This is a genomic window from Pseudomonas agronomica (assembly GCF_025917275.1).
In the GTDB taxonomy this organism is placed as follows: domain Bacteria; phylum Pseudomonadota; class Gammaproteobacteria; order Pseudomonadales; family Pseudomonadaceae; genus Aquipseudomonas; species Aquipseudomonas agronomica.
In genome coordinates, this window is the sequence record NZ_JAOSHO010000039.1 from 1 (window position 1) to 21,439 (window position 21,439).

A 21,439-nucleotide genomic window follows, 5' to 3' on the forward strand; every position below is an offset into this window, starting at 1 on the left:
ATAGAGGTAGGGACGACTCAGGTGTTCCTCGCCGGTGAAGGCCAGGACGTCGAGGTGGGCGTCGAGGCCGGAGATTCGCAGGGTGTGGCGGCTGTGGTCGAAGAAGGTCGGCATGGGCATGTTCATTGCGCATGCTCCTTGACGACAGTCTCGGCGGCGTCCGCGCCATCGACGAAGCGCAGGGTAATCCCCTCCTCCTGGCAATAACCCAGGTGCACCCCGCGTGTGCGCAACTGCGCGGCCCGACGTTGCAGCAATTGTTGGCTCAGCACCGGCAGGATCTGTTCGTTGAGCAGGCTGTCGATGTTGCGCGCCCCGGTATCGGGCAGCAGGCAAGCCGCAACCAAGGCCTCGCTCAGGGCGTCATCGATGTCACAGGCCAAGCCGTAGTGGCGCTGCAAACGCTTGGCCACCTGGTCGAGCTTGATGGCGACGATGCATTGCAGGGCGTCGACGTGCAGCGGGCGATAGATGAGCGTCTGGAAGCGCGCCAGCAGGGCCGGCTGGAAGTGTCCGCGCAGGATCGGCCGCATGAGCTCATGCAGTGTGCTGTCCGGTGCGTCGGGTTGCTCCAGCAGACAGGCTTGCAGTGCGTCGCTGCCCAGGTTGGAGGTCATGAGGATGACGGTGTTGCGAAAGTCGATCTCGCGCCCTTCCCCGTCACGCATGAAACCGCGATCGAACACCTGGTAGAACAGGTTGAGCACGTCGTGGTGGGCTTTTTCCACCTCATCGAGCAGCACGACGCTGTAAGGCCGTTGGCGCACGGCTTCGGTCAGCACACCGCCCTGCCCATGCCCCACGTAGCCGGGTGGCGAGCCCTTGAGTTGGCTGACGGTGTGGGCTTCCTGATATTCGGAAAGGTTGAGCGTGATGAGCGCTTTTTCTCCGCCGAACAGGCTGTCGGCCAGGGCCAGGGCGGTTTCGGTCTTGCCGACGCCGCTGGTGCCCACCAATAGGAAGACGCTCAAAGGCCCCTTGTCATCGGTGAGCCCTGTCTTCGCCGCCCGCAGGCGCTGGGCCAGCGCATTGAGTGCAGGGGCTTGGCCGATGACGCGCTCGGCCAATTGTTGTTCCAGCTCCAGCAGGTGGGTTTGTTCGTCCTTGAGCAGGCTGCCCAGGGGCACGCCCGTCCAGTCGGCGATCACCTCGGCCACGCTGCGGGCATCGACGTCGAGGAACAACAAGGGTTGCTTGCCCTGGATTGCATCCAGTTGCCGCTGCAAGCGCGCGCACTCGGCCCGCTGCATGGGCTCGGCCTCGCGAGCGTCGAGCAACTGCTGGGACAACTCGAGCACTTGGCCGTATTGACGCTCCAGCTCGACCCGAGCGTGCTCCAACTCGGCGTGTTGCGCAGCGATTTGCATCAGCCGTTCGGTGTCAACGCTACCGCCCAGGCCTTGGTCCGCGTCCAGGGCCTGGCGCTCCAGTTCGAGGGCGACTTGCCGCGCCTTGACCCGGACCAGCGCCTGGGGTTCGCAATCGACACTCATGCGCACCCGCGCGCTGGCAGTGTCCAGCAGATCAACGGCTTTGTCGGGCAACTGGCGCCCCGTGAGGTAGCGCCGCGACAGGCTGACGGCAGCCTGCACCGCCGCATCCTGGATGTGCACACCGTGGTGGCTGGCGTACCGGGCCTTGAGCCCGCGCAACATCAGGCAGGCATTGGCGTCATCCGGCTCGTCGACCTTGACCTGCTGGAAGCGTCGCTCCAATGCCGCATCCCGTTCGAAGTATTGCTTGTACTCACTCCAGGTGGTGGCGGCGATGGTGCGCAACTCGCCACGGGCCAAGGCGGGCTTGAGCAGGTTTGCCGCATCCGCGCCCCCCGCCTGGTTGCCGGCGCCGATCAGCGTATGGGCTTCATCGATGAACAGCAGGATCGGGGTTTCGGCGTGCTGCACCGCATTAATCACGCTCTTGAGGCGCTGTTCGAACTCACCTTTGACCCCGGCACCGGCCTGCAACAAGCCCAAGTCCAACGCCCGCACGCTGACCGACTTGAGGCTGTCAGGCACGTCGCCTTGGGCGATGCGCAGCGCCAGCCCTTCGACCAGCGCGGTTTTGCCCACGCCGGGCTCGCCGACCAGGATCGGATTGTTCTTGCGTCGGCGACTCAAGATATCGATGACCTGGCGTATTTCATCGTCGCGACCGAACACCGGATCGATCTGGCCTTCCCCGGCCCGGGCAGTGAGGTCCTGGGTGAATCTGTCCAACAGCGCCCGCCGCACATCGGGCATCGCGGTAGCGCCGACGGCAGACTCGCTCAACGCCCCGTCCGTCCCGCCGACGACGAGCGCTTGCGCATCGGGACGCTCTTCGGAGATGTGATCCAGCAACCCGGACAACCGCTGCAACTGCGGCTCGCCAAGGCTGAGCAAGGGCCAGGCCGCTTCGCAGGCCAGCAGGCCGGGAGCGTCCATCAACGCCCCCAGCAGATGGGCGGAGCGCAGCCGTTCGTTGTCATCATCCAGCGAGGCGCGCAACCAGGCACTCTTGATCAACTGCTGTAACGGCTCCGACAGCTGCGGCTTGGCCTGGACGCTGCGCGGCAGGTTATCGAGGTGGCTGAGCAAGCCACACCAAAGCGCCTCCAGGTCCAATTCGTGACGGCGCGCGATGACGGTCAGGTCGCCCTCGCCCTGCCCCAGCAACTTGAGCAGCCAATGCTCGATGGTGATGTGCGCATGGGCCCGGCTCTGGCACAGCGACGCCGCGTCGCTCAGGGCTTGGGCGCAATAGGGATTCAGACGGCGAAGCAGACGCGTGGGGCTCTGTACCATGGGTGGCATCCTTGTGCGGGTTTCGGTTGTGATCGGGCAAGCGATGGGCGAAAAACGGATGTGCTTGGCTGAGCGCCCGCGAACGGACGCTCAACCCAGCACACCGGCAATCGACAGGCGCAGGCGGCCTGTCGAAGCCCGCGCGTCAGGCGCTTTGGCGCTCGCTCCAGGAATCGGAGTGGATGATGTTGCCGTCCTTGTAGGTCCAGGTGACCTTCTCGTAGCGCAACTCAATCTGTTCCAGGTGGTTGTGCTTCTCCTTGGTCGGGTCCTTGATGTCGTGCATTTTTGGCGCGACTTTCACCACCTTGACGTTCTCCAGCTTGGTGATGAAGTACTCGACTTCCTGCCCGGCATCATCGATGCGGTACCACTTGAACTCGGCGCTCTTGAGGGTCTGGCCGGTCGTCACGGCCTTGTAGAGGTAGGGACTGGAAGCGTCGATTTCCTTGGAAAACAGGAACGGCGTGTGAACCCGCGCGCCCGTCAGCTTGCCGGTGCTGTTGTCGGTCGGGATGTACAGGCTGTGGTCCTGGGCGATGACTTCAATGCTGCCCTCGCGCTTTTGCACATCCACCGAACCCTTGATCTCTGCGCCGCCGTCATCTTGCAGCCAGAGGTAAACGGGAATTGCCATGTGAAGCTCCTTTTCATAGATCGTCGCGGGATGCGACGGGGGGGTGACTGTCCGGCCCTGTCGTGGGGAATACGCAAGCGCCCACCTCAGGTACCAGACGGATATCGACGCGACGGTTGGCTGCGCGCCCCGCCTCGGTATCATTGCCGGCAATCGGTTGGCTGGCGCCGAACCCCTGCACGGCAAAACAGCTGTCGGGAATGCCGCCCACCTGCAGCATCCATTCATGCACGGCGGCAGCACGTTCGCGGGACAACCGCAGGTTCTGCGCGGCATCGCCCGTGGCATCGGTGTGCCCGGCGATGACGATCAACCAGCCGGGCTGGGCCTTGATCCCGACCAGCGCATTGACCAGCACCTTGGTGGAGTCAGGCTTGAGCCGCGCGCTGCCCGGACTGAACAGCGACAAACTGTCCAGTCTCACCGGCTGGGAAGCTGGCAAAGTCATGGACCCGGACGACACCCGGCGATGGGAAAGAACCGCCAGCAACGGCTCACGCAGAGGGGCGCCGCGATACAATCCCAGGCCCAACGAAAGGGGCTCGCCGTGTCGGTGATAGGTGTCCAGGCGATGCGCGGCTTCACCGAGGACGGCCTCGGCTTCCTGACGCCGATGGGAGGTTTGTTGCAGTTGCGACTCCACCGCCAGGAGCGGCGCATAACGACGCAGGTCGTCAGTGACCTGGCGCACCAGCAAGGTGTTCTGCCATGCCGAATTGACCAGGGCGACCGCGCCAGCGATTCCGAACATCCATATCGCCAGGACGCTGGCGTGCTGTCGGGACGTGCGCTGGGCACGCAATGGAATCAGGCTCAGCACAGTATCCGGAAACGGCAACACCGCCTTCGTGATGGCTCGCCTGGGGTCGACCAGCGCTACCTTGTCGCGTAGCCGCTGCGCCCAGAGATTCCCTTCCACTCCTTCAGTCGATGCGGGTACCGGCCTGATGACCCAGCACACCGCCGAGCTTCGATCCGCACCGACAGCACGAGCATTGAAGTGCGGCAGCACGCTCTCGTGCAGCCATTGCACTGCATTGTTCAACTGCACGCCGGCCTGCATCCGCATCGCCCGCAAGGGTGAGTCGGTGGGCTGCCGGAGCCAATCGGCCAGGTCGACGCTGGCTCCGGCATCAAGAACGCGAGGACTCGGCTGGCCACCCGTCCAACAGAACCACGGAGCCTCGCACCGCGGTGCATGGAAATAGCTCACGATCGTCAGCGGCATTGACGTCCCATGACCCGCCAGCGTGACTTGATGACGAAACGTCCGTATCCGCCCCGCCAGTTCAGCTTCATCGCTGTGTGCCGCGGGGTTGATGATGAACATGACACTGAGCTGAGCGCCCCATCCCGGACGCAACGCCAGGATGCTCTCGGTCACATTGGGGAGCTGATCGAGCGCCGGTACACGTACATAGCAACCTTGATGGGTCACCCGTACGGCCAACTCCAGTTCGGGGATACTGCCGAACAAACCGTCCAGGCCATCGCCGCAGACCAGCACCACAGGCCGACGAAACGAGGCTGGGGGCACGGACACGTTGGCGGCGAGTTTCACCGATTCACGCAAACGCGCGACACGCCGGTTGGCCATGACCCAACCCACCGCCGTGACACTCACCATGCCCAGCATGACGACCACGCGTATCCATGCGGCAAGCGGGAGCATGAGCAGCAATGCCAGGACAAGGATCCCGGCCCATAGCCAAAGGACTCGTTGCAACTGGATTGTCATAAGGCGCCTCACGCCTGGCCGGGCATGAGGGAAGCAACCACGCCGGTCAGCCAGCGGTCCATCGTCCACCAGATGCCGACGAGCAGTAGCGCCACCGCCATGCCGTGCATCCAGGGGGATCGGTACCGGGCCAGGCGACCGCCCTTACGGGTCACCAGGCTTGCGCTGATTTTCAGAGAGGTGACCCGTGCTTCGAGGGCCTCCAATACTTGCTCGCGCCCAGGGTCGGCAAGGTCCGCGTAACGACCTTTGAAACCCAGCATCAGGACTCGATGAAACACCGTCAGCACCCGCGGATCCGGTGACGATTCGCGCAACACCAGGCGAATCTCCTCGTAGAGGGACTCACCGGCCTGATGCCGGTTGAACAACTTGGCCTGCAGCGGTTCACAGGTCCATTCAGTCCGTACCTCGCCCTTGGTACAGAGGAGCACCGCCTCATCCAGCAGTGCGCATTGGGCGTGGTTGATGTGCTCGATGTCGCGCGGGTCCATGGCGATCTGTTCAAGCTGCTCCCGGACCTGCTCGACCTGGTTCAGGCAAAGTTTTTGCAGGGCCTTGGTGTCCGGCACCGACAGGCCCTGGCGTAGCTGGACCACCAGCAGATAGCTGTCCTGGAGCAAGGTGTCGATATCCGTCGTCAGTGCGCCCGGTTTTTTCGAGAAATTCAGAGTCATGTACGTAGCACCGCAAACAGTTCAAGTTGGACTTGCGACAAGGTGCTGGGCACGTAGCAAGCGAAAGTCCCCGAAGTCAGCATGGCTTGCCCCTTGGGATGGCCAAGGTCGAGGGCGAAGTATTGGTTTTCCAGGCGCAGCGGGATGGCCGCTGGCACATGGTTGAGGGGTTTCAGCGGGACGCCATCGAGCGCCGCGTTGATCAGCTCGTCGACATCCGCCGGCGCGCCGATTTTGCATAGGCGAGGAAACTGATCCTGAAGCTGTGCCGCGGGTAACTGGCAGCGCACCGACAGGTAGAAGTCAGCCCCGTCGGGCTCACGAAGCCGAGCATCGTTGAGCGTCACTTGCCAGCGATTGGCGCTGTGCTCCAGCGTCAGGGCGATGACGCGCGACGGCAGGCTCGCTTCCAGCAACGTAGCGATACAGCGCATCAGCGGCGGGAACACCGTTTCCAAGTGCTCATGGCGATAGGCTGGAATCTTGTCGATGTCGTGTTCCAGCGAAAACGTCAGCAGGCTGCCGGCCAGCTTGGCCAGTTCCAGGTAGACCTGCTCGGGGTGGCGTTGCGGATATGCCTTGAGATCGGCCAGCACCGGCTGGTAGGTGTTCAAGGCATTGAGCAACCAGAACAACGACACATCGGCGACGGCGAAATCGGCCATGCGCTGGTTGCTTTCTCGACGCATGCCCATGAGCCGCTGTCGCTTGGCTGACAACTGCGTCAACAGATTGTCCAGCTGGACCAGGAGCCCCGGATGCGCGGCAAAACTGAGCAGCGGCGGCACATAGGTCGGATCAAGACTCCAACTGCCCTGCCCTTCGCGCACCAGGCGCGCGATGGGACAGGTCAGGTAGTCGCCGTTGTCGTCCTTGTCCAGACGCAGCGTCAGCGCGTGTTCCAGCACGGCGATCGACTGGACTTCGTCTGCATACAGATCCTGGACCGGCCGCCAGTCCTGGCGATAGCGGGTGGGTCGGTCAGCCCGCCCCTCCTGCATCAGGCAGTTGTTGCCGTTGGCCTGCTCCAAGGGCAAGGCCAGCAGCACGAGCACCTGCCCGGCGTCGTCGCTCATCAACCGCGACAACTCCAGCCCCGGCGGCAGGCGATCCACCCGTTCACTGTCGAGCAGGCTGCCGTCGGGCATGCGCACGCTCAGGCGGGTAGCCTTGAGCTTGCCCAGGCGCAATGCGTCGGCGTCAAACTCAACAACCTTCACGCCCCAAGGGTGGGCCAAGGCCAGGCTGGCGAGCTGCTCGTTGACCCACGCTTCCCAGCGCGCTTGTTGCTGAAACTGTTGCGCAGACAATAGGGTGCCGGACGTCCACAAGGGACGATCGATTTTCATGGCGTCGTTTCCTCGGGATTAAGTCAGGCTTTCGCCTTGGGCATTTGCGAAACCAGCGACAGGTTGACGTCCATGCCCTCGACCTGAAAGTGCGGCACGGCGTACAACTTGACCCGGAAGAACCCCGGGTTGTCCTCGATGTCCTCCACCGTCACCTTGGCATCGCGCAGGGGGTGCGAGGCCTGCAGGGCATCGCCGGGATCGGTCATTTCGGTCACCAGCCCGCCGATCCACTTATTGAGTTCCAACTCCAGCAAGCGACGGTCCTTGGTGGTCCCGATGTTTTCGCGCTGGATCAATTTCAGGTAATGGGCAATGCGCGAGAGCAGGAAGATATAAGGCAGGCGCGCATTGATGCGGCTGTTGGCGGTGGCATCCGGCGTGTCGTACAACGCAGGTTTCTGGGCTGAACTGGCGGAGAAGAAACAGGCGTAGTCGCGGTTCTTGTAATACGACAGGGGAATGAAGCCGAGATTGGCGAATTCGAACTCGCGGGTTTCCGGGATCATCACCTCCGATGGAATCTTGACCTGGTTGCCGGTACCCAAGTCATACAAGTGGATCGGCAGGTCCGTGACCGCGCCCCCCGACTGAGGTCCACGAATCTGCACGCACCAACCATTGGCGATAAAGCTCTTGACCATGTTGGCGGCAAAGGCGAAGGACGCGTTGGTCCACAAATACTTGTCGTGATCAGGGCCCTTGACGCTTTCGACGTAGTTGAAGCTGCGCACGGGAATGGTATCCGGCCCATAGGGCAAGCGCCCCAGGACCCGCGGCATGGTCAGGCCGACGTAACGCGCATCGTCACTGTCACGGAAGGCCTTCCACTTGATGTACTCGGCTCGATCGAAGTAATTGCCGATGTCCTTGATGGCGGCCACCTCCTCCATGGATTGCTTGCCAAAGAATGCCGGCCCCACCGAACCGATAAAGGGCATGTGCGCCGCCGCGGCCACTTTCGAAATATTGCGCAGCAAGGCAATGTCCTGCGGGCTGCGATCGAATTCGTAATTGGAAATGGCGGCCGCGATTGGCTCCCCGCCTGGCGTGTCGTATTCGCGGGTGTAGGTATGCAGGTACAAACCACTCTGGGCAATTTCGGGGGCGTCTTCAAAATCCCGCACCAGGTCAGTCTTGCTGATATCCAGCAATTCGATGCGCACGTTCTGGCGAAAATCCGTCTGGTCGATCAAGGACTTGACGCCGCGCCAGGTTGATTCGACGCGTTGGAAGTCCGGGTGATGCATGACCGCATCGAGTTGACGACTGATCTGTGTGTCCAGCGAAGCGATATGTTCGTCGAGAAGCACCTTGTCCAGTCGCTCAACTTTCTGCGTTGATTCCTTGAGCAACTTCAGGAACACACTGACAGCGGCAGTGACCCGTTCATCAACCGATGCCTCGGACAACGCCTCGGCGTGCTGGAAAGTTTCGATATTTCCCAGCTCAGCGACAGGGTTCAAATTTATCTTGCTGAACAGAGCCGCATAAACGCCCTTATCTTCAGCCAACACTGTAGCGCCGCGCGATTGCACGTTAAAACTTTCAGTAGACATATATAGATACTCTTATGGCCTGCCGGCGAAATGAATTAGCGGACTTCTTTTGGCGCCAATGCCGCCAGTTCAGTTCGGAGTTCATCACTGAGGGCATCATCCTTGAGGATGCGCTCCAATTCGTGACGGAAGGTCATGTTGTCCAGCAGGTTCGACTTCAGGTCGCGCAACAGGTTGCGCATGGCCAACAACGCCCGCAACTGCGGAATCTGGCGGGCCACCTGCTCCGGTTCAAAATCTTTCATCCGTTGAAAATTCAGTTCAACGGACATATCCGCCCCATCACCCGTCAGCGTGTTGCACGCAGCGAATGCCAGGCGGGGGGAGAATTCCTCAAGGACGTTGTCGACGTTGTGTTTATCGATATTGACCTTCCCCCTCTCCGATAACGGGCGCTGCTCCTTGCCGTTACTGTAGTCCCCCATCACCATCAGTTTCAGCGGCAATTCAACTTTTTTCTGTGCACCCCCAGTGTGTAGATCGAGTTTGATATTGACCCTGCTTTTGGGCACTTCATTTTGAAAACTGTACGATGCCATACTTGCTCCTTTGAAAATGTTGGCAGGCAATGATTGAACATCTTCGCTGCTCTTCACCCTGCATCCCGCATCCTGCATTCACGCTTTTCGCCGTCTTAATGTAGCGACGAAATACAACGCCGGATAGCTTAAATCCACCCCTCTGAACAAAAAGGAATAGGCTCACAAAAAGGGGGACGGGGCCCTACAGAAAAAACTTACAAACAACGCGAAATGAACGCGTAATTGCTCGAACAAACAACTTATGTAGGAAAAGAATTACAGACGCGGAATTAGGAACAACGCGACTTTAAACATCCTTTGAGGTCTCCGTTTTGAAAGACCGATCACAAGTCCCAGGCTTTTGTCGTCCAAATGATCTATACCTTTCATAGACACGCAGTCAGGCCGACGTAACAGATGACGTGTCCGGACGAAACGAACGCGGCGAAACCACTTTTGGGTGTGCTGCTTCACATAACATAGGCCTGAAGCACCTGTCTGCGGCGCTGCCCCGTAGAATGGGCACATTATTTTCCAATGCCTGAAGCCCCCATCATGACCCCGAGCAAGCGCGTTTCGAATCTGCCTCTCAAAGCGCTGTACGGGCTTTGTCTTTTGATTCCGCTGTTGGTCGTGACTCATGCGGGCGCTGAGCCGTTGGAGCTGGAGTTGCACATCCTCGATGCGCCTCCGCTGACGTTCGTCAACGATCCCAGGGGCCATGGCATCGTTGGCGATGTTGCCGTGGCGGCCATGACCAAGGCCGGTTACGCCGTGAAAATCCACGTGTTGCCCTGGGCCCGGGCACAGAAACACGTCAGTGAGGAACATGACTATCTGATCACGCCCCTCTCGCGCATACCCGTGCGTGAGGACCGATTCACCTGGATCGCTTCGATCATGCCCATGGAGCGCGCCTTCTTCAGCCTTGACCGTCGAGTGAACAGCTTCGCCCAAGCGAGAGAAACCTACCGCAAGATCGGGGTCGGCCTCGGCAGCGCGCAAGAGGATATCCTGCGTGCCGAGGGCTTCAGCGATGAGCAGATCTACCCCCTGGCCATTGGCGACAACCCCGCCCAATTGCTGCTGATGGGGCGTATCGATGCCTGGTTCAACGGTGTTCCCGAGAGCCGCTATATCTGGCCGAAAGTGTCCAAGCGCAAATTGCTGATGAGTTCGGTTGGCAGCAGCGCCGAGCTTTACCTCGCCTGTTCACGGCAGTGCTCGCCCAAAATCGTCGAAGACTTGCGGGGGGCCGTGGAGGCCCTTCGCAAAGAAGGCGAAATCAAGCGAATCCATGACATTTACGTGCCGTGACAAATGACAAGGCCAACCTGACGAGACATCAGCCAAATTGATAGCCTACTAACGAAAGCCCCGGACTAGAGGGCTCATCGATGGCTTATATCATTCCGAATGATAGTTACCTTTGTTTCATTCGATTCGTTCCTCTGCGCCTCGACACGCATCATCCGCCCATCTCAATACACTTGGCGGATGCTATCCATGGAACATTCACTTTCTAAATTGCGCTTTCCCCTCGCACTGTTGGCGGTGCTGGTGATCAGCGCTTGCGGCAAGACCCCCGAAACGGCAGCTTCCATGCCGGCGGCCAAAGTCAGTGTGGCCAAGGTACTGGAGCAGCCCGTCAACGAATGGGATGAGTTCACCGGGCGCCTCGAAGCACCGGAAACCGTCGAGATTCGCCCACGTGTCTCGGGGCAGATCGATGAAGTCGCCTTCACCGAAGGCGCGCTGGTCAAGAAAGGCGACCTGCTGTTCCAGATCGACCCTCGCCCCTTCCAGGCTGAAGTGCGTCGTCTCGAAGCCCAACTGGCCCAGGCCCGCGCCACCGCGACTCGCAGCGAGAACGAGGCCCAGCGTGGCGAACGCCTGCGCTTGAGCAATGCGATTTCCGCTGAATTGGCGGATTCGCGCACCACCGCCGCCCAGGAAGCCCGCGCCGCCGTGGCGGGCATCCAGGCGCAGTTGGACCTGGCCAAGCTGAACCTGAGCTTTACCCGGGTCACCTCGCCCATCAACGGTCGTGTCAGCCGCGCGGAAATCACCGCTGGCAACCTGGTGACCGCCGATGTCACGCCGCTGACCAGCGTGGTGTCCACCGACAAGGTCTACGCCTATTTCGACGCCGACGAACGCGTCTTCCTCAAGTACACCCAACTCGCCCGCCAGGGCCAGCGCGGCCAGGCCACGCCGGTCTACATGGGCCTGTCCAACGAAGAGGGCAACCCGCACCTGGGCCAGATGAACTTCGTCGACAACCAGGTCAACCCGCAAACCGGCACCATCCGCGGTCGCGCGGTGTTCGACAACAAGGACGGCGCCTACACCCCTGGCCTCTACGCCCGGTTGAAACTGGTCGGCAGCGGCACCTATTCCGCCGTGCTGATCAACGACGAAGCCGTGGGCACCGACCTGGGCAAGAAATTCGTCCTGGTGATGGACGCCGAGAACAAGCCTGCGTACCGCGCCGTCGAGCTGGGTCCGAAGATCGAAGGCCTGCGCATCGTTCGCAACGGCTTGAACAAGGACGACACCATCATCGTCAAGGGGCTGCAACGGGCCCGTCCGGGCTCGCCGGTTACGCCTGAAACCGTGCCGATGGCCAGCGAGCAAACCCTCGCCGCCCTGGCACAACAACGTAAAGCGCTCGAAGCCAGCAACCTGCCACAAGTCGCGCCATCCAAGGCAGCGTCCAGTTCGGCAGGCAAACTGGCCTCTGCGTCCCCACGCGGTTAAGGGACAGAACTCAAGATGAAATTTTCCCAGTTCTTCATTTCGCGGCCGATCTTCGCAGCGGTGCTCTCGCTGTTGATCCTGATCGCCGGCGCCATCTCGCTGTTCCAGTTGCCGATCAGCGAATACCCGGAAGTCGTGCCGCCGACCGTGGTCGTGCGCGCCAACTTCCCGGGCGCCAACCCCAAGGTCATCGGCGAAACCGTTGCCGCGCCCCTGGAACAAGCCATCACCGGCGTCGAGAACATGCTGTACATGTCCTCGCAATCCACCGCCGACGGCAAGATCACCCTGACCATCACCTTTGCCCTGGGTACCGATCTGGACAACGCCCAGGTGCAGGTACAGAACCGCGTCACCCGCACCGAGCCCAAGTTGCCGGAAGAAGTGACCCGCATCGGCATCACGGTGGACAAGGCATCGCCCGACCTGACCATGGTCGTGCACTTGACCTCGCCGGACAAACGCTACGACATGCTCTACCTGTCCAACTACGCCTTGCTCAATATCAAGGATGAGCTGGCGCGCCTGGGTGGCGTGGGTGACGTGCAGCTGTTCGGCATGGGCGATTACTCCCTGCGGGTCTGGCTGGATCCGAACAAGACCGCTTCGCGCAACCTGACCGCCACCGACGTGGTGACCGCGATTCGTGAGCAGAACCGCCAGGTTGCCGCCGGTGCCCTCGGCGCGCCGCCTGCACCGAACGCCACGGCGTTCCAGCTGTCGGTCAACACCCAGGGTCGCCTGGTAAACGAAGAAGAGTTCGAGAACATCATCATTCGTTCCGGCGCCAACGGTGAAATCACCCGCCTGAAGGATATCGCTCGGGTGGAGCTGGGTTCCAGCCAATACGCCCTGCGCTCGCTGCTGGACAATCAGCCGGCGGTGGCAATCCCTATCTTCCAGCGCCCTGGCTCCAATGCCATCCAGATCTCCAACGATGTGCGGGAGAAAATGGAAGAGCTGAAGAAAGGCTTCCCGGCCGGCATGGACTACAGCATCGTCTATGACCCGACGATCTTCGTTCGTGGCTCCATCGAAGCGGTGGTCCACACCCTGTTCGAAGCGCTGATCCTCGTGGTGCTGGTGGTGATCCTGTTCCTGCAGACCTGGCGCGCCTCGATCATCCCGCTGGTCGCCGTACCGGTGTCGCTGATCGGTACATTCGCGGTCATGCACTTGTTCGGCTTCTCGTTGAACGCCTTGTCGCTGTTCGGCCTGGTACTGGCGATCGGTATCGTGGTGGACGACGCCATCGTGGTGGTGGAGAACGTCGAGCGAAATATCGAATTGGGACTCACCCCCGTGGAGGCGACCAAGCGCGCCATGGGCGAAGTGACCGGCCCGATCATCGCCACCGCACTGGTGCTGTGCGCGGTCTTCGTTCCGGCCGCCTTCATCAGTGGCCTGACGGGTCAGTTCTATAAACAGTTCGCCCTGACCATTGCCATCTCCACAGTGATCTCGGCAGTCAACTCCCTGACCCTGTCGCCGGCCCTGGCCGCGGTGTTGCTCAAAGGCCATGACGCGCCCAAGGACCGTTTCTCCAAGTTCCTGGACAAGATTTTTGGTGGCTGGCTGTTCCGTCCGTTCAACCGTTTCTTCGAACGTGCCAGCCATGGCTACGTGGGCACGGTCGCTCGGGTGATCCGCAGCAGCGGCATCGCCCTGGTGCTCTACGCTGGCCTGATGGTGCTGACCTTCTTCGGTTTCTCCACCACGCCGACCGGCTTCGTGCCCGGCCAGGACAAGCAATACCTGGTGGCCTTCGCCCAACTGCCGGACGCCGCGAGCCTGGACCGCACCGAAGACGTGATCAAGCGCATGTCGGACCTGGCCCTCAAGCAACCGGGCGTTGAAAGTGCCGTGGCCTTCCCGGGCCTGTCGATCAACGGTTTCACCAACAGCCCGAACGCCGGCATCGTGTTCGTCACCTTGAAGCCCTTTGACGAGCGCAAGGACCCGAGCATGTCGGCCGGCGCCATCGCCGGTGCGTTGAACGGCAAATATTCGGAAATCCAGGAAGCCTACATGGCGATCTTCCCGCCGCCGCCGGTACAAGGGCTGGGCACGATCGGTGGTTTCCGCCTGCAAATCGAAGACCGGGGCAACTTGGGCTACGACGAGCTGTACAAAGAAACCATGAACATCATCACCAAGAGCCGCAGCGTGCCGGAACTGGCCGGTTTGTTCACCAGCTACACCGTGAACGTGCCGCAGGTCGATGCCGCCATCGACCGTGAAAAAGCCAAGACCCACGGCGTGGCCGTCAGCGACATCTTCGACACCCTGCAGATCTACCTGGGTTCGCTGTATGCCAACGATTTCAACCGCTTTGGCCGCACCTATCAGGTCAACGTCCAGGCCGAGCAGCAGTTCCGCCTCGAATCGGACCAGATCGGCCAGCTCAAGGTGCGCAACAACCGTGGCGAGATGATCCCGCTGGCGACCTTCATCAAGGTCAGCGACACCTCGGGCCCGGACCGCGTGATGCACTACAACGGCTTCATCACCGCTGAAATCAACGGTGCCGCCGCCCCGGGCTACAGCTCCGGCCAGGCCGAGAAAGCCATCGAGAAACTGCTCAAGGACGAACTGCCCAACGGCATGACGTATGAGTGGACCGACCTGACCTACCAGCAGATCCTCTCGGGCAACACCGCGCTGTTCGTGTTCCCGCTCTGCGTATTGCTGGCGTTCCTGGTGCTCGCGGCACAATACGAAAGCTGGAGCCTGCCGTTGGCGGTGATCCTGATCGTGCCGATGACCCTGCTCTCGGCGATCACCGGCGTGATTCTCTCCGGTGGTGACAACAACATCTTCACCCAGATTGGCTTGATCGTACTGGTAGGACTTGCCTGTAAGAACGCGATCCTCATCGTCGAGTTCGCCAAGGACAAGCAGCTTGAAGGCCTGAATCCGCTGGCAGCCGTATTGGAAGCTTGCCGCATGCGGCTGCGGCCGATCCTGATGACATCGTTCGCCTTCATCATGGGCGTGGTGCCCCTGGTGTTTTCCAGCGGCGCCGGTGCGGAAATGCGCCATGCCATGGGTGTCGCGGTGTTCTCGGGAATGCTCGGCGTGACCTTCTTCGGCCTGCTGCTCACCCCAGTGTTCTACGTATTGATCCGTAACTTCGTCGAGCGCAGCGAGGCCCGCAAGGCGGCCCGTGCCTTGAAACTGGAGGCGCAACAATGAGTGTGAAAGCGTTCCTGCCGAGCCTGCTGGTGTTGGCGTTAAGCGCCTGTGCCGTGGGCCCGGACTACAAGGCGCCACAAACGGAGGCGGCGAATGTCACCACTGCCACCGACGGTGCCGCCGGCCAGAAGAACTTCGACCGCGCCCGCTTCGAAGGCGTCTGGTGGCAGCAATTCGACGACCCGACCCTCAATGCGCTGGTGACCCGTTCGCTGGAAGGCAACCGTGAGTTGCGCGTGGCCTTCGCCCGTCTGCGGGCCGCCCGGGCGATTCGCGACGACGCCAGCAACGACGTCATGCCGACCATTACCAGCCGTGCCAGCAGCGAACTGGGCAAAGGTCAGAATCCGATGGGGCAAACTGACGACCGGGTCAACTCCGAGCGTTACGACCTGGGCCTGGACATGGCCTGGGAGCTGGACCTGTTTGGACGCATCCGGCGCAACCTGGAAGCAACCGATGCCGACCAGCAGGCTGCCGAGGCCGACCTGTATCAGCTACAGGTGACCATGATCGCCGAACTGGTGGACGCCTACGGCCAACTGCGCGGTGCGCAACTGCGGGAGAAAATCGCCCTGGCGAACCTGCAGAACCAGCAGGAATCGCGCAAGATTACCGAAAGCTTGCGTGAAGCCGGCGTCGGCGATCAGCTCGATGTGGTGCGTGCCGATGCCCGCCTGGCCGCGGTAGAAGCCAGCGTGCCGCAATTGCAGGCCGAACAGGCGCGTCAACGCAACCGCATCGCGACCTTGCTGGGCGAGCGTCCGGACAAATTGACGGTGGATTTGAGCCCTAGACAGCTGCCGGCCATTGCGAAGGCTCTGCCGATTGGCGATCCGGGACAATTGCTGCAACGCCGTCCCGACATCCTCAGCGCCGAGCGTCAACTGGCCGCTGCCACGGCGCGCATCGGCGTGGCCAAGGCCGACCTGTTCCCGCGGGTCAGCCTGAGTGGTTTCCTCGGCTTCACCGCCGGACGCGGCTCGCAGATCGGTTCCTCGGCCGCTAACGCCTGGGCGCTGGGCCCGAGCATTACCTGGGCCGCTTTCGACCTGGGCAGCGTGCGGGCTCGCTTGCGCGGTGCCAACGCCGAAGCGGATGGCGCACTGGCGAATTATGAACAGCAAGTGCTGCTGGCCCTGGAAGAGTCGGAAAACGCCTTCAGCGACTATGGCAAACGTCAACAGCGCCTGATCTCGTTGATCCGCCAGAGCGAATCGAGCCGCGCCGCCGCAGACCTGGCCGAGATTCGCTACCGCGAAGGCACCGAGGACTTCCTCGTGCTGCTCGACGCCCAACGTGAACGCCTGGCCGCCGAAGACAGCCAGGCCCAGGCCGAAGTGGACCTGTATCGCGGCATTGTCGCGATCTACAAGGCCCTGGGCGGCGGCTGGCAACCGGAAACCGTCGCCAGCAACTGATTTCTCCCCCTCCCAACCGAGCTCCTTTGGTTGGCCGCAACCAACCAATTGTTTGCCCCGCGTCTCATTCGGACGCGGGGCTTTTTTTGTTTATCGCCCAAGGCCCGCTGTGGAAAGGTCCTTTGTGGGAGCGAGCTTGCTCGCGATGGCGTCGGATCAGTGAGGTAGATATTGACTGACACACTGCTATCGCGAGCAAGCTCGCTCCCACAGGTTCATGACTGCTGTTACAAGGTTTGACTCAAACCTCCACCTGACCGAAGCTTGCGACACTTCACGCTTCTGGTTATGGATTACCTGCATGTCTTCGTCTCGCCGCTATGTGCTTTTCAGTCTTGCCGTTGTATTGGCGATCGGTCTCGTCGCGATATGGCTGCGCAGCACCACGCCGCAGATCCCCGAGGCCATCAAGCGCGGCTACAGCGAAGCCCTGGAACACGCACGCAACGGCCAACCTGGTGCCGCGCGAATGTTGTATCAGCAACTGGGGCGGCCGGACTTGTCGCCCAAGCGCCGTGTCTGGCTGCACGCGGAATTGCCCAACTACCCAAGCCCCCAAGCCTTGAAACTGGCCCAGGCGGATCTGCAAAGCGAATCGCCGGACGTCCGTCGCGCGGCCATCGCCAGCATCGTCGGGCTGGTGCCGAACGCCCAGCGCAGCCTGTTGCTCGGCCCGCTTCTGGATGACAACGAGCCGGACGTCCGATTCGCCGCCGTGAATGCACTGCTGGGTCTGTCGCCCGATGAACTGGGCCTGTATTTCGGGGCGATGCAGATTGCCGTCGATACCTGGAAGCAGGCGTTGAACGATGGCCCTCCCACCGCCGAAACCCTCTACCAGCTCGCCCGGCTGTATGCGCATAACGTTGAGCTGAAGAAAGCCCAGCAGGCGCTGGAACAGGCGCTGCAGTTACAGCCCGGCAACCTGCCGGCGCTGGTCATGCAGATCGACGTGCTGGACAAACAAGGCCAGGGGGAAGCCGCACGCCAGTTGCTCGCCCGAGAATTGAAAACCCAGCCATCGTCGGCTTACCTGCAACATGCGCTGGGCATGTGGTTGCTGCAGCACGGCCAAAGTGAATATGCAGTGCTAGGCTTGGCGAAAGCCGTGGAGCTGGAGCCTGACAACCGGCAATACCGCTTTGACCTGGCGACCACACTGCATGCCGAGCAGGAGGTGGAAGCGGCGCAGAAACAGCTCCAGGAAATCGTCCAACGCTACCCCGCCGACCGTAATGCGCGGGTGTTGCTGATCAGTTATTGGAAAGAAACCGGCCAGTTGCAACACGTCCAGGTCCTGCTGGCCCAATTGGAACAGTTGAACCCCGACGACCCGGCGATACAGCAAGGTTTATAGGTTGGTAAGCGCGCTCCGAAAGTTGTGCAACAGTACACGTTCTGTCAAAGAAAGCGGAACCGCTGTCACTGTCAAAGGTCAAGTGTTCAGGCAGTTTCATTTCAGGCATTACCCCGCCTGCTGCCCACTTCCCTAGTCATGAGAGGGTTATTTTTGACTACATCTAACGAGTTGATCAGCGCAAAAGCCGCCACCGGTATCGAAGGGCTGGACGATGTCCTTTCCGGTGGTTTGTCCCGCGGTCACGTGTTCCTCCTGGAAGGAGAACCGGGCACCGGCAAAACCACGGTCGCGTTGCACTTCCTGCTGGCCGGCGCCGAGGCCGGCGAGCGCTCGTTGTACATCACGCTGTCGGAAACCGAGCGTGAACTGCGCCAGGGCGCAGCCTCCCACGGGTGGACGATGGATGAAAACATCCACATTTTCGAGCTGACCCCGCCTGAGAGCCTGCTCAACGCCGAGCACCAGCAGAGCCTGCTGTATTCCTCGGACCTGGAGCTGGGAGAAGCGACCCGGCAGATCTTCGAAGTGGTCGAGCGATTCAAGCCGACCCGAGTCGTGCTGGACAGTCTCTCGGAGATCCGTCTCCTGGCGCAAAGCTCCCTGCGCTATCGCCGACAGATCCTGGCGATCAAGCATTACTTCGTGCGCTACGACGCCACCGTGCTCCTGCTGGATGACCTGACCACCGAGTCCCTCGACAAGACCGTGCACAGCGTGGCCCACGGCGTCATCCGCCTCGAAGAACTCACGCCGAACTACGGTGCCGAGCGGCGCCGGCTCCGGGTGGTGAAATACCGCGGGCAGAAATACCGGGGCGGCTACCATGACTTCACGATCATGGGCGACGGCGTGCATGTCTTCCCTCGCCTGGTGGCCGCCGAACATCGAGGCCAATACGTTCGCCAACAACTCTCCAGCGGCATCGCGGAAATGGACGCCCTCTTGGGTGGCGGCATCGAGACCGGCTCAAGCACGCTGATCCTGGGCCCGGCCGGTACCGGCAAATCGTTGATTTCCCTTATCTTCGCGGCGGCGGCTGTACATCGCGGCGAAAAAGCCGCGCTGTTCATTTTCGATGAAGAGCTGGGCCTGCTGTTCGAGCGGATGAAGAATATCGGCATCGATCTGCTGGAGCTGCAAAAGACCGGCAACCTGCTGATCGAGCAAGTCGACGCCGCCGAGCTGTCTCCCGGTGAGTTCTCCCACCGGGTGCGGCGTTGCGTCAATGACGCGAACATCAAGACCGTCGTCATCGACAGCATCAACGGCTACCAGGCCGCCATGCCAGAAGAAAATGCCCTGGTCCTGCACATGCATGAGCTGCTGCTTTACCTGAACCGCAAGGGCGCGGCGACGTTCATGACCGTTGCTCAGCACGGGTTGGTGGGTGACATGCAGGCTCCGGTGGATATTACCTACCTGGCCGACACTGTCATCCTGTTGCGTTACTTCGAGGCGCTGGGCAAGGTTCGCCGAGCGGTTTCCATCATCAAGAAACGGACCGGCAGCCATGAATCCACGATCCGCGAATACCGCATCAGCAGGTTGGGCATGACCATCGGCGAGCCGCTGGAGGCTTTCCAAGGTGTATTGCGTGGCGTTCCGACTTATATGGGAGCGGATAACCCGCTGCTTGAGGATGACTCACAGTGACGTCGGCCGAATCCCTGTCCGAGCGGGCGCTGATCCTCGCGCCGCTGGGACGGGACAGCCAGATCGCCCTGATGATTCTCAACGAAGCCGGTTTCGGTGGCCTCGTTTGTAAACACCTGGGGCATTTGTGCGAGGAACTGGAGCACGGCGCAGGCCTCCTGGTGATTTCCTCGGAAGCCCTGGTCGGGCCGGATCTGGAAACGCTGTTCGAGTGCATCGAACAGCAACCGGCCTGGTCCGACTTGCCCATCGTCCTGCTGACTCATCATGGCGGACCGGAGCAAAACCCGGTAGCGCGCATCGGCGCCCAGTTGGGCAACGTGACGTTCCTGGAGCGGCCCTTCCACCCGGTGACGCTGGTCAGCCTGGTCACCACGGCCTTGCGCGGGCGTCGAAGGCAATATGACGCACGGGACCGCCTGATCGACCTCAGCAACAGTGAGCTGCGGCTGCAGAACACCCTTGAAACCCTCGAGCAGCAAGTCGAGGAGCGCACCGCCCAATTGCGTCACAACGAGGAAGCCTTGCGCCAATCGCAGAAAATGGAAGCGGTCGGCCAGCTCACCGGCGGCATCGCCCATGACTTCAACAACATGCTCACCGGCATCATTGGCAGTCTCGAACTACTGCGCCGACGCCTGGCCCGCGGTCGCACCGAAGACCTCGACAGTCTGATCGACCTGGGCGTGACATCGGCGAATCGGGCGGCCGGCCTGACCCACCGACTGCTGGCATTCTCCCGGCGGCAATCGCTGGACTCCAAGGCCGTGCAGATGAATACCCTGGTGCTGTCCATGGGCGAGCTGCTGCAACGCAGCCTCAATGAGAGCATCGGCCTGGAAATGCGCCTGGACGAACAACTCTGGATCGCCGAGGCCGACCCCAATCAACTGGAAAGCGCCCTGCTCAACCTGGTCCTCAACGCCCGCGACGCCATGCCCGACGGCGGCAAATTGGTGGTGCAGACCTTCAATCAGTACCTGGATACCGGTTTCACCGATGCCTACACCAACCTGGAGCCCGGTGACTACGTCGTGCTGAGCGTGCAGGACACCGGTTGCGGCATGCCCGAAGCGGTGATCAATCGTGCATTCGACCCGTTCTTCACCACCAAACCCATCGGCCAGGGCACCGGGCTCGGGCTGTCGATGATCTATGGTTTCAGCAAACAGTCACGCGGCCACGTGACCATCGACAGCGAGGTCGGCAAAGGCACGACCGTGAATCTCTACTTGCCGCGCTTCATTGGCGAGGAGATAGACGAACCGCTGGTCCACGCCCAACAGGCGCCTTATGCGCAAGATGGCGAAACGGTGCTGATCGTTGAAGATGATCCGGCGGTGCGTGTCCTGGTCAGCGCGGTGCTGAGCGAGTTGGGCTACGCCTTCGTCGAAGCCGGCGACGCCAATGGCGCGATGCCGATTCTGCAATCGAACCAGCGCATCGACCTGCTGATCAGCGACGTGGGCTTGCCTGGCATGAATGGCCGGCAACTGGCGGAAATCGGCCGCCAGATCCGCCCTGATCTCAAGGTGCTATTCATTACGGGTTACGCCGAACACGCGGCGGTGCGCGGTGGGTTCCTTGACCCCGGCATGCAGATGATCACCAAGCCGTTTACGTTTGATCTGCTGACGGCGAAGGTGCGGGAGATGATCAAGGTTTGAGTTCGGCCGGGCTCTTTGATGATCGCGTTCCCCCTGTGCGAGCCTGCTCGCGAAGGCGGAGTGCCAGTCGATGATGATGCTTGATGTACCGGCCTCTTCGCGAGCAAGCTCGCTCC

General features: G+C 61.4%; 14 protein-coding genes. 7 read left to right on the forward strand and 7 right to left on the reverse strand.

Annotation, left to right across the window (positions count from 1 at the left end):
• Positions 1-122: 122 nt before the first annotated feature.
• The 7 genes from tssH to tssB all read right to left on the reverse strand — a co-directional run bounded on the left by tssH (position 123) and on the right by tssB (position 9,285).
• Entirely contained in the window at positions 123-2,786 is a 2,664-nt protein-coding gene (tssH, locus tag OC610_RS05700; protein WP_264426952.1) for a type VI secretion system ATPase TssH, read from the reverse strand.
• Between the two features lie 145 nt (positions 2,787-2,931).
• Positions 2,932-3,423 (reverse strand): Hcp family type VI secretion system effector, encoded by a 492-nt coding sequence (locus OC610_RS05705; protein ID WP_217861888.1) that lies wholly within the window; start codon positions 3,421-3,423, stop codon positions 2,932-2,934.
• 13 nt (positions 3,424-3,436) lie between these two features.
• Positions 3,437-5,161, reverse strand: a complete 1,725-nt coding sequence (locus tag OC610_RS05710; protein WP_264426953.1) for an OmpA family protein — start codon at positions 5,159-5,161, stop codon at positions 3,437-3,439.
• Between the two features lie 8 nt (positions 5,162-5,169).
• A complete protein-coding gene (gene tssL / locus OC610_RS05715; RefSeq protein ID WP_264426954.1) occupies positions 5,170-5,838 on the reverse strand; it encodes a type VI secretion system protein TssL, short form in 669 nt (222 codons plus the stop codon).
• Positions 5,835-7,187, reverse strand: coding sequence for a type VI secretion system baseplate subunit TssK (gene tssK / locus OC610_RS05720; RefSeq protein ID WP_264426955.1), 1,353 nt, complete (start codon positions 7,185-7,187; stop codon positions 5,835-5,837). Before tssK ends, tssL begins: the two co-directional genes overlap by 4 nt.
• Before the next feature lie 23 nt (positions 7,188-7,210).
• Entirely contained in the window at positions 7,211-8,746 is a 1,536-nt protein-coding gene (gene tssC / locus OC610_RS05725) for a type VI secretion system contractile sheath large subunit (RefSeq protein ID WP_264426956.1), read from the reverse strand.
• Positions 8,747-8,781: 35 nt separating this feature from the next.
• Positions 8,782-9,285: a type VI secretion system contractile sheath small subunit gene (gene tssB, locus OC610_RS05730; RefSeq protein ID WP_264426957.1), complete on the reverse strand. Its 504-nt coding sequence runs from the start codon at positions 9,283-9,285 to the stop codon at positions 8,782-8,784.
• A 537-nt stretch (positions 9,286-9,822) separates the two neighbouring features.
• Between tssB and OC610_RS05735 the strand changes: the two genes are divergently transcribed.
• From OC610_RS05735 to OC610_RS05765, 7 genes are all read left to right on the forward strand, one after another.
• The gene (locus tag OC610_RS05735; protein ID WP_264426958.1) at positions 9,823-10,584 is read left to right on the forward strand and encodes a substrate-binding periplasmic protein; all 762 of its coding nucleotides are present in this window, start codon (positions 9,823-9,825) and stop codon (positions 10,582-10,584) included.
• A gap of 189 nt (positions 10,585-10,773) precedes the next feature.
• Positions 10,774-12,027 carry a multidrug efflux RND transporter periplasmic adaptor subunit MexE gene (gene mexE / locus OC610_RS05740; RefSeq protein ID WP_030138664.1) on the forward strand — a complete coding sequence of 418 codons (1,254 nt, stop codon included), beginning with the start codon at positions 10,774-10,776 and terminating at the stop codon, positions 12,025-12,027.
• 15 nt (positions 12,028-12,042) lie between these two features.
• Entirely contained in the window at positions 12,043-15,222 is a 3,180-nt protein-coding gene (locus OC610_RS05745) for an efflux RND transporter permease subunit (protein ID WP_264426959.1), read from the forward strand.
• Positions 15,219-16,643: an efflux transporter outer membrane subunit gene (locus OC610_RS05750; RefSeq protein WP_264426961.1), complete on the forward strand. Its 1,425-nt coding sequence runs from the start codon at positions 15,219-15,221 to the stop codon at positions 16,641-16,643. Before OC610_RS05745 ends, OC610_RS05750 begins: the two co-directional genes overlap by 4 nt.
• Positions 16,644-16,944: 301 nt before the next feature.
• Entirely contained in the window at positions 16,945-18,000 is a 1,056-nt protein-coding gene (locus tag OC610_RS05755; protein ID WP_264426962.1) for a HEAT repeat domain-containing protein, read from the forward strand.
• A gap of 153 nt (positions 18,001-18,153) precedes the next feature.
• On the forward strand, positions 18,154-19,656 hold the full coding sequence (locus OC610_RS05760; RefSeq protein ID WP_264426963.1) for an ATPase domain-containing protein: 1,503 nt from the start codon (positions 18,154-18,156) through the stop codon (positions 19,654-19,656).
• Positions 19,653-21,323: a response regulator gene (locus tag OC610_RS05765; protein WP_264426964.1), complete on the forward strand. Its 1,671-nt coding sequence runs from the start codon at positions 19,653-19,655 to the stop codon at positions 21,321-21,323. The genes OC610_RS05760 and OC610_RS05765 overlap by 4 nt, the downstream gene beginning before the upstream one ends.
• Positions 21,324-21,439 lie beyond the last annotated feature (116 nt).